13 protein-coding genes are annotated in these 14,278 nt (G+C 50.8%); 6 read left to right on the top strand and 7 right to left on the bottom strand.

What is annotated here, in order from left to right:
• Nucleotides 1-193 precede the first annotated feature (193 nt).
• Genes HDE72_RS07070 through HDE72_RS07055 form a run of 4 tightly spaced genes read left to right on the top strand, consistent with a single transcriptional unit; the run spans nucleotide 194 to nucleotide 2,549 of the window.
• Nucleotides 194-784 (top strand): phage baseplate assembly protein V, encoded by a 591-nt coding sequence (locus HDE72_RS07070; protein WP_183738292.1) that lies wholly within the window; start codon nucleotides 194-196, stop codon nucleotides 782-784.
• A gap of 5 nt (nucleotides 785-789) precedes the next feature.
• Entirely contained in the window at nucleotides 790-1,056 is a 267-nt protein-coding gene (locus HDE72_RS07065; RefSeq protein WP_409254951.1) for a GPW/gp25 family protein, read from the top strand.
• Between the two features lie 28 nt (nucleotides 1,057-1,084).
• Nucleotides 1,085-1,666: a hypothetical protein gene (locus HDE72_RS07060; protein WP_183738288.1), complete on the top strand. Its 582-nt coding sequence runs from the start codon at nucleotides 1,085-1,087 to the stop codon at nucleotides 1,664-1,666.
• A gap of 37 nt (nucleotides 1,667-1,703) precedes the next feature.
• Nucleotides 1,704-2,549: a DUF817 domain-containing protein gene (locus HDE72_RS07055; RefSeq protein WP_183738286.1), complete on the top strand. Its 846-nt coding sequence runs from the start codon at nucleotides 1,704-1,706 to the stop codon at nucleotides 2,547-2,549.
• Here the strand turns inward: HDE72_RS07055 and HDE72_RS07050 are convergent.
• Nucleotides 2,546-3,442 (bottom strand): LysR family transcriptional regulator, encoded by an 897-nt coding sequence (locus HDE72_RS07050; protein ID WP_183738284.1) that lies wholly within the window; start codon nucleotides 3,440-3,442, stop codon nucleotides 2,546-2,548. The genes HDE72_RS07055 and HDE72_RS07050 overlap by 4 nt on opposite strands.
• Before the next feature lie 94 nt (nucleotides 3,443-3,536).
• On the opposite strand from HDE72_RS07050, the gene HDE72_RS07045 reads away from it, so the two are divergent.
• Entirely contained in the window at nucleotides 3,537-4,916 is a 1,380-nt protein-coding gene (locus tag HDE72_RS07045; RefSeq protein WP_183738282.1) for an MFS transporter, read from the top strand.
• A gap of 5 nt (nucleotides 4,917-4,921) precedes the next feature.
• On the opposite strand, the gene HDE72_RS07040 is transcribed toward HDE72_RS07045, so the two are convergent.
• A complete protein-coding gene (locus HDE72_RS07040) occupies nucleotides 4,922-5,677 on the bottom strand; it encodes a hypothetical protein (protein WP_183738280.1) in 756 nt (251 codons plus the stop codon).
• Nucleotides 5,678-5,962: 285 nt separating this feature from the next.
• Between HDE72_RS07040 and HDE72_RS07035 the strand changes: the two genes are divergently transcribed.
• On the top strand, nucleotides 5,963-6,502 hold the full coding sequence (locus HDE72_RS07035) for a hypothetical protein (protein WP_183738278.1): 540 nt from the start codon (nucleotides 5,963-5,965) through the stop codon (nucleotides 6,500-6,502).
• Nucleotides 6,503-6,567: 65 nt separating this feature from the next.
• Here the strand turns inward: HDE72_RS07035 and HDE72_RS07030 are convergent, their stop codons facing one another.
• The 5 genes from HDE72_RS07030 to HDE72_RS07010 form a co-directional block, all read right to left on the bottom strand.
• Nucleotides 6,568-8,724 (bottom strand): peptidase domain-containing ABC transporter, encoded by a 2,157-nt coding sequence (locus HDE72_RS07030; RefSeq protein WP_183738277.1) that lies wholly within the window; start codon nucleotides 8,722-8,724, stop codon nucleotides 6,568-6,570.
• Between the two features lie 16 nt (nucleotides 8,725-8,740).
• Nucleotides 8,741-9,889, bottom strand: a complete 1,149-nt coding sequence (locus HDE72_RS07025) for a pepsin/retropepsin-like aspartic protease family protein (RefSeq protein WP_183738275.1) — start codon at nucleotides 9,887-9,889, stop codon at nucleotides 8,741-8,743.
• Nucleotides 9,890-10,011: 122 nt separating this feature from the next.
• Nucleotides 10,012-10,374 carry a hypothetical protein gene (locus tag HDE72_RS07020; RefSeq protein WP_183738273.1) on the bottom strand — a complete coding sequence of 121 codons (363 nt, stop codon included), beginning with the start codon at nucleotides 10,372-10,374 and terminating at the stop codon, nucleotides 10,012-10,014.
• A gap of 245 nt (nucleotides 10,375-10,619) precedes the next feature.
• Nucleotides 10,620-11,930, bottom strand: a complete 1,311-nt coding sequence (locus HDE72_RS07015) for an HlyD family secretion protein (protein WP_183738271.1) — start codon at nucleotides 11,928-11,930, stop codon at nucleotides 10,620-10,622.
• Nucleotides 11,931-13,043: 1,113 nt separating this feature from the next.
• Nucleotides 13,044-14,192 carry an SGNH/GDSL hydrolase family protein gene (locus HDE72_RS07010; protein ID WP_183738269.1) on the bottom strand — a complete coding sequence of 383 codons (1,149 nt, stop codon included), beginning with the start codon at nucleotides 14,190-14,192 and terminating at the stop codon, nucleotides 13,044-13,046.
• Nucleotides 14,193-14,278: the final 86 nt, after the last annotated feature.

The following is a 14,278-nucleotide window of genomic DNA, read 5'->3' as shown; positions in this document are numbered from 1 at the left end:
GCGCGGCTATGCAAGGCTTGGGTCATGTGAAGGCTGCTGATTGAGGTTGTCTGACAGTGTACGCAAAACGTATCTGGCTTTGAAGAGCGGCCAGTGACGAGATGGTACATAATCACACGACTCTAGACAACTAAGCCCCATATCAACCCGCCCCCGCGTGCATCCCCACGCGGACTTCGGCAACATGCCATGCATGAACGCCGACCTGTCCGACATCCTCCGCTTGCTGCAAAACCTGATCCGCCTGGGCACCATTGCCGAGGTCGATGGCGCAAAGGCGCGCGTCCAGCTCGGGCCGAATCTCACTACTGAATGGCTGAAATGGGCAACGCCGCGCGCCGGTAGCACACGCACCTGGTCAGCGCCTACCGTGGGCGAACAGGTGATAGTGCTGTCGCCAGGCGGCGACCTGACGCGCGGCACCATCGTGCCGGCGCTGTACTCCAAGGAATTTGACGCGCCCGAAACCAGCGACACCATCCACACCACCTATTACCCTGACGGCGCCGTGGTGCAATACGACCATGCGTCCCACGAACTGACTGCCACCCTGCCAGGCGGCACCGCCACCATCACGGCCGACAAGGTCACGTCGAACGCGCCCAGCACCATCTGCACGGGCGATTTGACCGTCATGAAAAATCTGATCGTCATGCAGGGTGCTACCGTCAAGGGCAGCGTCAAGGCTAGCGGCGACGTGCTGGCTGGCGACATCAGCCTGGCCAAACACACGCACGGCGGCGTCAAGGCCGGTGGCGACAAGTCGGGCGGGCCACAATCATGATGGGCATGAACGCCAGCACCGGGCGCAGCCTGACGGGCCTGGCCCACTTGCGCCAATCGATAGCCGACATTCTCACGACGCCTATCGGCTCGCGTATCCGGCGCCGCCGCTACGGTTCGGAAGTACCCGAACTGATCGACCAGCCTTTGAGCGAGGCCACGCAACTGCGCATCTACGCCGCCACCGCCTTTGCGCTGCGCCGCTGGGAACCGCGCCTGTCGCTGTCCAATGTGCAGCTCAACCTCTCCCGTCCCCCAGCTTCGCCCTTATAATGATAATTAATTAACAACACTTCCTAATATGCGCTTCCCTACCCTGGTCTTCACCCTAGTCACCCTAACCGCTTGCTCCCAAGACCCCGAACCAGCCCCTGCAGCCCCTACCGAAGTACCTGCAGCACCCGCACCCACGCCTGCCCAGGCACCGCCACCAACTGCAATCGAACCCCCAACAGAATTCAAAGCCCAGCCACTTTCACCGGGCGAGGAAAAACGCCTTATCAAAGCTGCGCAGAGCCAGAAAACAGATGACGGCGCAACCGTCTTACAAGTACTACAGCACGCAGAAAAGATGCGCCCAAGGAAATTCAAACTGGCGGGCTTTGACATCTTCTACCAGCACGATGGCAAGCCATCGAGCGTCGGCATTTGCTACTGGATAGGTTCGCATCGCCTTGATGACGATAAATACTGTGATATTGGCTATACAATATCCGCCGACCACCAGACTCTGAAAGCCGACGTCGGCTTAGTCACGCCAGAGGAAGAGCTAGAGTTATCGGTTTCCAAACTCAATCGTGGCCGTGATAGATTCCTGAAAGAGGTCGACGAGCGCTATGAAAATGAATGCATAGACTACGACACCAAGAAGAAACTTTGCTAACCTTCATTAAGTAGCACCCTGCCGCTAAGTCCCCCCCATGCTCACCGCCCTAGACACCCACCTCTTAAACACCACACCCCGCCACCGCCTGCGCGGCTTACCCCGCTTCCTGGCCGAATTTCTCTACTTCGGCATCAAGGAGGCGCGAGCCTGCCTGTTCGTGGGTCTGTTTTTTTCTGCGGTGTTCCTGGTGCCGCGTGCCGGCCTGTTTGGCTTGCCGCGCTATGACGTGCTGTTGCTGGTGGCGCTGGCGATACAGGCGGCGATGGTGTGGAGCGGACTGGAAACCTGGGATGAGTTGAAAGCCATCAGCCTGTTTCATGCGGTCGGTTTCGCGCTGGAGGTGTTCAAGGTGTCGGGAACGATACAGTCGTGGAGCTATCCCGATTTTGCCTACAGCAAGGTGTTCGGCGTGCCCCTGTTCTCCGGCTTTATGTATGCGGCCGTGGGCAGCTACATCATCCAGACCTGGCGCCTGCTCGATATGCGGATTCGTCACCATCCGCCGTACTGGATGGGCGTGCTGATTGCGCTGCTGATCTACGCCAACTTCTTTACCCATCACTACATCGGCGACTATCGCTGGTATCTGGCTGCCTGCGCGTTGGGCTTGTACGCGCGCACTAGCGTGGTATTTCGCCCGCTGGACCGCGACCGCAGCATGCCTTTGCTGCTCGGTTTCGTGCTGGTCGGTTTCTTTATCTGGCTGGCCGAAAACATCAGCACCTTCTGGGGTGTATGGCGCTATCCAAACCAGCTAGGCGCCTGGTCGGCGGTGCATGTCAGCAAGTGGAGTTCATGGTCGCTGCTGGTGGTGATGACGTTCACCATCGTGGCCCACCTCAAGCATATCAAGGCCAGCGTCCACGTTGCTGAATCTTAGGATTGGCCATCAGGCGCGCGGGGTGTCAAATCCCCTGCCCCAAACTCCCCTTCCACCACCTCCGCCACAAACTCGATCACCGCCCTCAGCAACGGTGCATGCCGCAAATCAACATGCACCACCAGCCAGATATCCCTGAAGAATGCCTCGCCATCGAACGGCAAGCGTTGCAGCTCAGGGTCGCTGTCCCCGATAAACGTCGGCAAGTTCGCCACGCCTATTCCTGTGCGAACGGCGACGTGCTGGGTGGTGATGTCGCTGACCTCGCAGACTATCTTGCGTTTTCCAATGGCCGCGAGCAGCCATTTCTGGTTGGGCATGTCGGCGAATTGGGCATCGAAACCGATGAATTCCCAGTTCGCTGGCTCGTCCAGATACGGGTAGTTCCGGCTGGCATACAGGGCAAATGGCATGCTGCCCAGTTTGCGCACCACATTACCCGGTTCGGTCGGCCGAAACAGGCGCACGGCGATATCGGCTTCGCGCCTGTTAAGCGACACGCTTTGCGCCTGGCTGGCGAGCGATAGCTGTATGTCCGGGTGCAGGCGCCTGAAGGCAGGCAGTTGTTTTGCAAAGAAATTGTTGGCCAGCACGGGAGGCACGCTGAGCGTCACCTTGCCCACCATGGGAGCCTGTTCTGCACGCGCCACCCGCTCTACGGCAAAGGCGGCCGCGTCCATCTCCTTGGCGATGATGTAGATTCTTTGCCCCAGCACAGTCAGCTGGCATGAGCGTGGCAGTCGATCCACCAGACGCACCTGAAGCTCCGCCTCAAGCGCACCTAGGCGGCGGCTGACAGTAGCGTGATCGACCTTCAGCACGCGCGCGGCAGCAGACAGGCTACCGGCCTGTGCAACGGCAAAAAAGCAGCGGAGGTTTTCCCAGTCAAACATCTGTGCGTTTTCTCCAGTTTGCTATGCAAATATAGGGAATATTCGCACAGATCAAATATTCTTACACTGTGACCCATATTCCATAGAGGTCACCATGTTCAAGCCATCTCCCTATCATCCCCGTTTTATCCAGATCGCCACCTGCCTCGGCTTCGTACTTGTCTTGATCGACGTCAGTGTCGTCAACGTTGCGCTGGAAGCCCTGCGTACCGCCTTCCATGCCGACCTGACCGGCCTGCAATGGGTCGTCAATGCCTATGCGCTGGTCTTCGCGGCATTATTATTGATGGCCGGCGCGCTGGGCGATCGCCTGGGCGCGAAGCGCGTCTTCATGGCCGGTTTTGCGATCTTCACGCTGGCATCGGTGGGCTGCGGCGCCGCATCGGGCCTGCCCTCGCTGATAGCCTGGCGCCTGGTTCAAGGACTGGGCGCGGCACTGCTGGTGCCCAACTCCCTGTCGCTCTTAAGGCAGGCGTTTCACGACGACCAGCAGCGCAGCCGGGCGATAGGCTGGTGGGGCGCCGGCGGCGGCATCGCCCTGGCTGCCGGACCGGTCATCGGCGGCCTGTTGATCAGCGCGCTGGGCTGGCGCAGCATATTTTTGATCAACCTGCCGGTCGGCCTGATCGGCTTGTGGATGACCTACCGTTATGCGCCAGCCTCGCCCACCCAAGCCGGCCGCAGCCTGGATATGCCCGGCCAAATGACGGGAGCGCTCACCCTGGCAACATTCACGTTTGCCTTGACGCAAGCGAGCAGCCTCGGCTGGCAAAGCCCGGTTATTGTGGGGGCACTGCTGCTGTCGATCCTGCTTGGCAGCCTGTTTATCTGGCTGGAGGCACGCCATCCCTCGCCGATGCTGCCACTGGCATTGTTCCACGATGCGGCAGTCAGCAGCGCAACCGTGATCGGATTGATCGTCAACCTGGTGTTTTACGGCATGGTATTTAGCTTCAGCCTGTTCTTTCAATCGGTGCAGCATAGGACACCGCAGCAGACCGGCCTGGCTTTTCTACCGATGATGGCCATCCTGATGGTGATGAACATTATTGCTGGCAGGCTGGTCAGCCGTATCGGCACACGCTGGCTGGCCGTTACCGGCCTGCTGATCTCTGCCATCGGCTATCTGCTGATGCTGCCGGCGCTGGCGGCACAGTCCTATTTGCCACTGGTCTTGCCCATGCTGCTGGCCGGCAGCGGCATTGCGCTGACGATACCGACCATCACCCATGCAACCCTGGCGGCCGTTCCCAATACGCAGGCCGGTATTGCATCGGGCCTGTTGAACGCCGCGCGCCAGGTGGGTGGCGTGATCGGCGTGGCCGTCTTCGGATTTTTTGTCAGGCAGGGGGAAACAACGCTATTCATGCATGGCATGCATCTGGCCCTATACACTGCCGTGGCATTGCTACTGACCGGTGCAGCCGTGGGATTGGGGGGATTCAAGCGGCACCAGCAAATTCCATCGCTATAAGCCCATCAAAACTTTATCGGACACTTCGACATGCTAGCCTGACCAAACCCGGCCCACCCCGCCTTGGCGGAACCGTTCTCGGCAATACTGGCCTTGTCAGCAAAAAACACACAATACTCGCCCATTGCCGTTGTCACACGGTAGATGCGCTTGGGGTCGTTGGGGGCACTGAACAACTCGATGCGGGCAGCCTCGTTCCACTTGGGGCCCACTGCCGCATGCGCCTCTGCAAATCCTCTGGCCAGGCGCGAACTGGCGGTGTCTGGTGGCGCGGTAAATTCTTGTTTATGTTCCGCACGCAACTGACGGTCTATCGCGCCAACTGCCTTCAAAGCCCGCTGCAGCATGTCGGCAGGCGGCGTACTGGCTGCTGGCTGCGCAAGCAGCGCACGCTCTTCAGGGCTGTCCGCTATCACCGCTGGCGCCGTCTGGGCGGAAGGTGGAACAACCGGGCTGGCTGGCTGCGGTGTGGCGATGGAAGGCGCTGGCGTATGCTGAGGAACTAGCCTGGGCTCCGGGCGTGGATCAAGCTTGGGCTCAACGACGATCTTCCTGGGAATAAATACGGACGGTGTTGGCTGCAGCAGTTGTAGCCACACCCGATTGTCGGGCACTGCGGGTATCTGCGACGGCCGGGTGAACATCCAAAGCAGCCCCAGATGCAGCAATACGACGCATGCAATACGGAACACGGCCTGACGCGGCCAGCCTCCCCCTCTATCGCCAAATACGACTGGGCTTACCGTGGAGAACAGCTTCATTAATGGTCCGGACTCGACTAAACATGATGCTGGATAGTATGGCATTTTCATTGAGGCAATACTATCCAATTATCACCTTCGGACTGTGAGGAGACGCTGCCATATCTGATAGCAAGCAGGTCGAACTTCAACTGACACTAGTTATCAATTGCGCTATAGTTGCATCCCTTAACGCCATTGTCCGGAAACAGCCTGTCGTCTTGTGGCTACACGCACTCTGGCCTCGCGGAATTTTTTATTCATGCACGTACTTATGGTGCTTAGCTCCTCATCCGAAGGGAATTTATGAAGTTTGCAGTCCAAGCCGTACTGGGTTTATCGCTAGTCTTCACCGCCCCCGCCTTTGCCGCCACCACGGTGCCTGCAGCGCAAGCGACGGCAGCCAATCCGGCCCATGTCAAGGCCGTGCAGGATCTGCTGGGCGCGATGCAGATTGAAAAAGTCTTGAAAGGCGTCGCCGCACGTAGCCGCTACCCTACCGAAGCACAGAAGCAGGCCGTGTTCGCCAAGCTCGACAAAACGCCGCCGGCAGAGGTGTACCAGCGCCTGGCGCCTACGCTGACGAGCGCGATTTCCGTGGACACCGCTATCGAGATGACCCGTTTCTATAACACCGCTTACGGCAAGCAGGTCATCTACAAGAAGTACAACTCCGGTGCGCAGCTCATCATGGCGGGCATGACGGCGGCAGTAGCGCCGGAAGAAAAGAAGGAGCGCAAGCGCCCCGCGTATGTCAAGGCAAGCAAGGAACTGGCAGATGCCGAGCCGGCGATCGAGCATGAAGCGTTCAAGCTGCTGCAAGTGATTAATAAGGAAAAGCGATAAAGCGATAGGCCGATGCGTGTTCCTCTAGCGCATCGGCAGCTCCATACAGTTCACGGACTGAATTTTTATGCAACCATGGAATGGCATATCTGATCCTGGCTCAGCGCGCACCCATCACTGCTGACATCTACCGGCTTTATATAAACTGCACGCGTTTCGATTAACTTTCCTTCACTCAAAGTTACTACACGATCGGCCGAATCAATTGTTTCTTTACGATGAGCTATCATGATACGCATTAGTTTTTGTTGCTGCAGCACTTGATTCACTTTTTGTTCGTTATCTACATCGAGATGACTCGTTGCCTCGTCTAATGCAAGTATCTTCGGTTTTTTATAGAGTGCCCGGGCCAATAAAACACGTTGTTTTTGCCCACCAGAAAGACTAGTCCCCATATCTCCGACCAAAGTATGATACCCCATCGGCATGGCTATAATTTCGTCGTGTATTGCAGCTAGTCTAGAGCAGCTTTCCACCTTTTCCTGCGTCATTTGTGGATCAAAGAAACTGATATTATCCCGTATCGATCCAGCCAGTAATACATCATCTTGCATGACCGTTCCCACAAGCTGGCGATATGAACGCAAAGATAGCTGGCTCAAAGGTAATCCCCCGACTAAAACTTCACCTTCGGTTGCCGCGAGCAAACCCAGAATAATTTTACAAAGAGTCGTTTTTCCACTGCCACTAGGACCAACAATTGCAATGCTTTGGCCTGCTGGAATCGTAAGGTTTACCCCATCAAGAACATAAGGTTCTCCTTCTGCATACCTGAAGCGAATATCTTTTAAAGTTATTGTCGCATCAATGCCTGATAAATCACTTTCAGGTGCAGTTTCCACTTCGGATCTCTCAAGAACAATATCAGCAAGCCGCTCTGTATGCATCTCAAGGACTTTAACATTGAAGAAAAGATCAATCAGGTTAAAAATCCTTCCAGAAAATGTCGATGAATAACTTGCAAACGCCATTAGCATACCAATTGTTAGTGTATTAGATATTACCTGTCCAGCCCCAAAATAAAATACACCCAGACTTTGGGCACCGAATATGGCAGTATTACTTAATTTAAAAAAAACTGCGAGTTTTTGTGTCTTGATATCCCGATTTTGAATATCCATTTTCAGATTAAGCCAATTAGCCAGACGTTGTTCCTCCCGTCCAAAAAGTTTAAGCGGCGTAATGGCACGTAATGTTTCTATGAAATGGCTATTTTCTTTTGAGGACAAAATAAGGCGTTCCTGTGAAGCTTCACGAAACGGAAGATAAAATACCCACCGCAAGGTGGCGTATATCATAATAGTTGCAATAATGAATGAAGATAGCAAAGGGCTATATAAGAACATCATCACCATGGCAAGAAGAGCCATGACACTGTCCAGTAAGCTCTCTACTAACAGATTGGTAAGCGTATTCTGTATTGCTCCCATACTGCCGAAACGGGAAACGATCTCGCCCAGATAGCGTTTTTCAAAATATGAAACTGGTAAATTAGCAAGATGAGAGAAAACTCGGGCTCCCCATTGGAAACTAATGTCCATACTCCAACGCATCAAGAACCAACTTCGTGCTAGGGATATACCCGTTTGAATTAGCATCATCAAGGTAAACCCGATGACTAGTACAGTCAACAACTCTCGATCAGCACTAAGAATAACATCATCGATAACGAACTGATTAAATATCGGTGCTGCAAGAACAAACATTTCAAGAGCAATCGCCAAAATAACAGCCTGTACAACTGCACGACGCAATCCGATAATGGGCCCAATTAATTCTCGAATAGCAATTTTTTTTGGAACAGGCTTCTGAGAAAAACTGGGCGTAGGAGTTAACTCCAGCGCAACCCCAGTGAAATGTTGCGATGCATCATCAAGAAAAATACAGCGTTCACCTAAAGCTGGGTCGAGCAAAACAAGATTAATATTACCTCGAAAGTCTTTTGTTATTTTTTTTAATACTACAAAGTGATTGAGATCCCAGTGAAGTATACAAGGTAGTTTTATTTTCGGAATTTCCGCCAGCTCGGCACGCAGCGGTCTGATAGATAAACTCAAAGCGCTTGCATGCCTCATCAATTGAGCAAGAGTTATACCTTTTAAACTGACTGAAAATTTCTGACGAAGATCCGTAAGACTGGTGTGATGACCATAATAACTGGCAATCATGGCCAAGCAAGCTAGTCCACATTCGCTTGCCTCAGACTGCAACTGTATCCTCATTTTTTATTTTTCTTAATTAATTTAAACAAAATTGACTATTTTTAAAATCAAAAGTGAAGTTATGGCCAGCAAAGAATTTTATTCCTAGTGTAACTTTAAAAGTATCATTAGAAAAAGGAGTTCGAACAATCGTATGAGGGGATGTTACTTTACTCAAGGAAATATTATCTTCAAATTCCTCTAGCGGTGTAGTGTTACCAGCCGTATCGATCCCAAGAATATTTAACATTTTTCCATTTTTCCATGGCATGATATCTTTCCCATGCAACAAGACATCGACATTGGCGCCGGTATCTATACGGGCTTTAAACCATTCATTATCAATCATGATATCCACTACCAATCCGGCGGGTATCCGATTTTTATCAAGCGCCATTTCCATGGGAGAGCAATTATCTTTTTTATAATTTAATGAGTTAAACTTTATTACCCCTGAATGTAAATCGACGTTGACGGTGTCAAATCTGAGTAAAAAATCATAGCCAAATAATCCGACCGCATTGATATCTAATTTGGGCAATCCTTCTTTTTTCTTTGCCATCAAATTATTTATTTTAATATCTCCAATAGAAACTTCTTTTGCCGTCGAAAATGCAACAACATCGTTCTTCCCCAATGCCGAAGGACTATTAGCTGGAATATCCAATACATCCAATGTATCTGCGGCAACACTTCCCGCCGGTAGGCTCAGCGTGGCGCCAGTGTCAAAAATAACATCGACAGGCGCGTCATTAACAAGAATCCCAATAAAGACACGTGACTCGACAGCCATGTCTTTTGGTTCATTTTTTGTTCTGGAAGATTTATTTTTTATCTGAATTTGATATTTTTTATTAAAATGCCATGGATTTGTCGGTTTGAGTGATTCTAGATTTTTTACCGCATCAAAGTTTTGGCTTACACCATTTTTATTCGCATATTCTTGCATCCCATTTTCTTTCACCCTATGAGCATAAACTCCCGCATCCCCCAGGCCCATCGCCGGCGCTGCCCAAATAAGGTGGCATTCTAAAGAGGGACATGGTGAGACTTCCTCCAATACATTGGACCATTGGAATTTTTTCAATCGCGACAATAATTGGTCTTCTTCTTTAGCGGCAAATGAAAAATTTGAAAAAACAAATAAAACTAAAAACAACAACGCCGACTTTTTATTTTTTATCATTTATTAATTTGTTTAAAAAATTACTTTAAAGTAAAAAATGAAAATCATATTGAAATATAAGACATATTTGGTGCTCAAGAAAAATCACACTCGAGCACCATCTCAATCACTTTTTAATCACGTTATTCATCGTCATCCGTTGTTATGAACATCTTTTTCTGATTGCCACCGCTGCCACCGCTGCCGCTGCCGCTGTCACTGCTATTATTTCCGCCATTGTTATTTCCGCCATTGTTATTTCCGCCATTATTGCCACCATTATTAACAGTTATACAAGAGGCCAATCCCCCGTTAGTAGTGACCTGAACACCGGCAATTGTTGCAGTAACATTACCACTGACCGCAATCGGAATTGTACCTGGAGGGCAATTAGCCGACGAACCAGTCGGGCCCGAAGTTGCGCTTCCACCGCCCTTTACTGGCGTAGGAGCTGCCGGTCCACCACCACCAATCAGATCAAAAATTTCATTTTCGATTACATACATAATATCCAACCCCTTTACATTTTAAATATTGACATACCATTCGGCATGGATGATTTTCCGTCCTTGACTCAATTAACGGCACGGCCTTCGCATTCCTGGTTCAATAATTCCTGAACCTTCTCATTACGAATCTTTATATATTTTCCCTGATTTTTATTTTAGAAAAATAATTTTATATTATAATTGCGAATTGATTGTTTTCAATAGAACAAAAAATACCACAATATACGATCGCAAAAATATGGCTATCTTTTTGCAATCGCAAGAATTGGCTCCGCAATCCATTCCCAAATTTTTCGCCGCTCTTGAACAATATCTGCTTCTAATGTCATCGCAGGCTTTAAATCTTGGATTTTTCCATATGCCAAGACGCCCTGCTGTTCCAACTTCACTTTAACTCGGTACAAACCCTCAGCGCCGCCGTATCCAGATGTGTTTCTTGATGCGTTACTTAATATGGTACTAGCCAAACTAGGGGGTAATTCATTTGGAGCAAATGGCGTCTTACTAATATCACCTACTATTCCCTTATAGAGGCCGAATTTTTCATAAGGAAATGCATGAAAACGTATTAACACAGTTTTCCCTGGCGATATGAATCCTGCAGTACGACTTGGAACGTAAAGTTGAGCTTCTAATAGCGACTTTCCCGATGAAGATGGAATAAGCATTGCTAGTGTTTGTCCAGTATTAACTACTTGACCGTGCTGACAAATAATTGTGGCTACAATACCTGTTTCTGGGGCTGTAATAAAATTAGACTTACGATCATTGTTTTCTACGATCTGCTGCTCAAGATTCGCCAAGCTCCCCTCAAACTGAGCCTGTTCGCTTCCAATCGTGCGTGCCAGTGTCCGATCTTCATTAGCCAAATCCTGCATATTCTCTTGAATCTGTAAACGATCGCGCTTTAAACTAGAAAGATGTGAAACTGCATCAATCATATCTCCTTCTTTTTGTTGCAATTGAAGTCCTGAAATAAATCCATCGGTCTGCAATGTTTCATATTTTGACATGCTGGACTGTGCGAGATAAACGCGGCGTTCAGCCAATGTTATTTCCTGTTGAATCTGCAACATCTCAGATTCCAGTGTTTTTAGTTTTTTTTTGATTGAATCTCGTTTTTCACTTAAATTAAGCAGTGTGAGTCGAAGTTCTGCCTGCAGACTTATTTTTCGGCTGGATAATTGCTGAGCTACCAAAGCAGAGACCTCACCATGATCACTTTGTCGCTCCGTCGAAATCTCAAACAATGGTTGACCAGCCTTGACCTGTTCGCCTTCATTAACTAGAAATTTCATTACAACACCGCTACTTAATGCAAAAACACCAATATTTCCACCGACAGGTACAGTAATTCCTGTTACTCGATCTTTTCTTGTAACACTGCCACACGTTACATAAATAATAAATAAAAAAATAATTAATAAGGATATAGCTGTGGCTAGCCAACCCGAAATAGGTTGTGAAAGCCTGATTGCACCACGGCTGAGCTGATTCTGAGAAGACGTTACCTCTGGCCTAAAAAAGAATATTTCCTGCTTTTTTTGATGCATGTAACTTATGCCCAAGAAAAAAATTTAATATATCAACTTAATAAGATATGAACATGGTGATATTTTTCAAATCCATTCTGATTGAAGTATTGCAAATAGAAACCCAATTTGACAATGAACAAAATATTACAAATTGGCAATGTCATATTTTTATACGCACCGGAATTGCCAATTAAGAAATTTAATTGATATTATGATCATTATTTTTTTAGATATACAAATGTGAAAAATTTAAAATTTAAAATTTTATTTGGCAAAAACAAATAAACCATCGAAGATTCCAATAGTTTTTTTTAATTTACCTAATTTTTTATTCTCAAGCCCACGTTTCCTCTGGAACCAATTAAAGAACAAACTATCAGGCCATTGTCTAAGGCGTTAAACGTTGTTTTTTGGGAATGGGAGCGATGCATTCGACTTAGAACGTCTAACAGCCGACCTTGCCGCGATCGGTGGAATTGGGTCTTGAGGACGAACGGGATGCAGATAAAGGCGGCACGCTCGTCAATGCGAGCACGTCCGCCTTTGGGGAAGGGACTTGTGCTGGTAGCAAAGGTTGAATCAACGCCCACAAGTCGTCAGGAAGAAGTGCTTTGGCCATGGTGCGGCTCCCGAAAACAATGTCAGGTGGGTTTGACCAGCTTCGGGGCCGTTTGTTTCTCTGAAATACGTTTTGTTAGGCGTTTTAAAAGGAACACTAAGGCTACTGCACTTTCGCTCACCAGCCCCTAGAAAACATACCTTGCACTGATAAGAAAATTTAGTGCGGATTTCAAGTCGCCGGTATCAATATCAAAGTCCGATATCGCCTGCGGATTTATTCGACCACACCATAAAGCTATAGGGAAAACACCAGCCGCGGCATCGCGATGTGGAAGTCGAGTGGCCTGCTCGATTAGAAAGCTACGGAAATTGCCGGTCAAGCTACCAGAGTGCACAGCGGGTACATTCATGGAGATGCATGCCAATACAACTAAGATAGAAGCCATATGCACGCATCTTCGTCCAGTATAGAACAGTGATGCAGAAAGTCAGAAGAACTGCTGGTTTTCCCCAAGAGAGGCGCTTAAGACAGCGTTACTGACCGATTTCCCGCAAGCCCTCACTATTAAATCAAAGCTCACATGCCTTCAACACCAGCCCCGCATACCGCTCACCCATACGCCGGTGCGTAGCCGCATCCGGATGCAAATTATCCGGCAGCGGCAATTCTTGCGCATCCGCCTCGCCATACAATTCACGCCCATCAAGGTAAAACAAATGTGCATCGTTCACCGCGCGTAGCTTGACGATTTTTTCCAGTTCGGCGCGGATCACATTGAGGGTCAGTTTGCCGGAGGCCCGTTCGGCCGGGTTGCCGGCGGCGTAAAAACTCAGCTTGCCGTTACTGAGCGCAGTCATATCGGGCAGGCTTGGGCCGGGCGTGTCTTCGTGGATCGGGCACAGGATCGGCGAGATGATGTGCAGCGGCGTGTTCGGGTGGCCTTCGCGGATGGTGTCGATGAAGCCGTGCACGGCCGGGCCGAAAGCACGCAAGCGCATCACGTCCAGATTGACCAGGTTGATGCCGAGCTTGATGCTGATGATGTCAGCCCTGGTATCGCGGATCACGCGGGCCACAAAAGGGTCGAGCAGCGCGCTGCCGCCGAAGCCCAGGTTGATCAGCTCTACCTTGCCCTGCGCGGCCGCAATCGCTGGCCAGGTGGTGCTGGGGCTGGCCGCGTCCGTGCCGTGGCTGATCGAGCTGCCGTGGTGCAGCCACACCTTGCGGCCATCGTCCGCGATCGGCTCTATCGGCGCATCGGTGCGCAGCGCCAGCAGCTCCGTCGCCTCGTTATAGGGCAGCCAGATCTCGATACGCTTTTCGTAACTCGGCAAACTGTCAAAGCGCACCGTGCCGGCCGGCCCGGTTTCCGTTTTCATCGATCCGGCCGCCATGTCGATGGTCATGACCTTGCCACCGCTGACGCTCTGTTGCGCCACCAGCTGGCCGTCGACGATCAAGTCATACAGCCCGTCAGGGCGCGCCGGCGCGCCCACATACACGCGGCGCGTACAGACGGCATCGAGTTCGATCACGGTCGCTTCGCTGCGAAACACCAAGCGCACGCCGGCTGGCTGGGCTTCCACCATCGCCAGTTGCGGGTCGCTGCACTGCTGGCGCGCCCATGCGGGCAAGCGATGCGGCAGCACGCCCTGGGCGGTCGCTTCGAGCTCGATGGCGCCGCGTAAAATATCGGTGGTGATGGGATGGTTTTGCATGCTGCCTGCCTATGGAAAGTCGATGGGTATGGTTGCGCGCGCATTATAACTTTCCATCGGCAGGCCAGCTGGCAGCCTCAATAAGG

It is taken from the genome of Janthinobacterium saanense (assembly GCF_014200675.1).
In the GTDB taxonomy this organism is placed as follows: Bacteria; Pseudomonadota; Gammaproteobacteria; order Burkholderiales; family Burkholderiaceae_D; genus Janthinobacterium.
The sequence above is the reverse complement of the archived record's forward strand: the minus strand, read 5'-3'. Positions and strand labels throughout refer to the sequence as shown.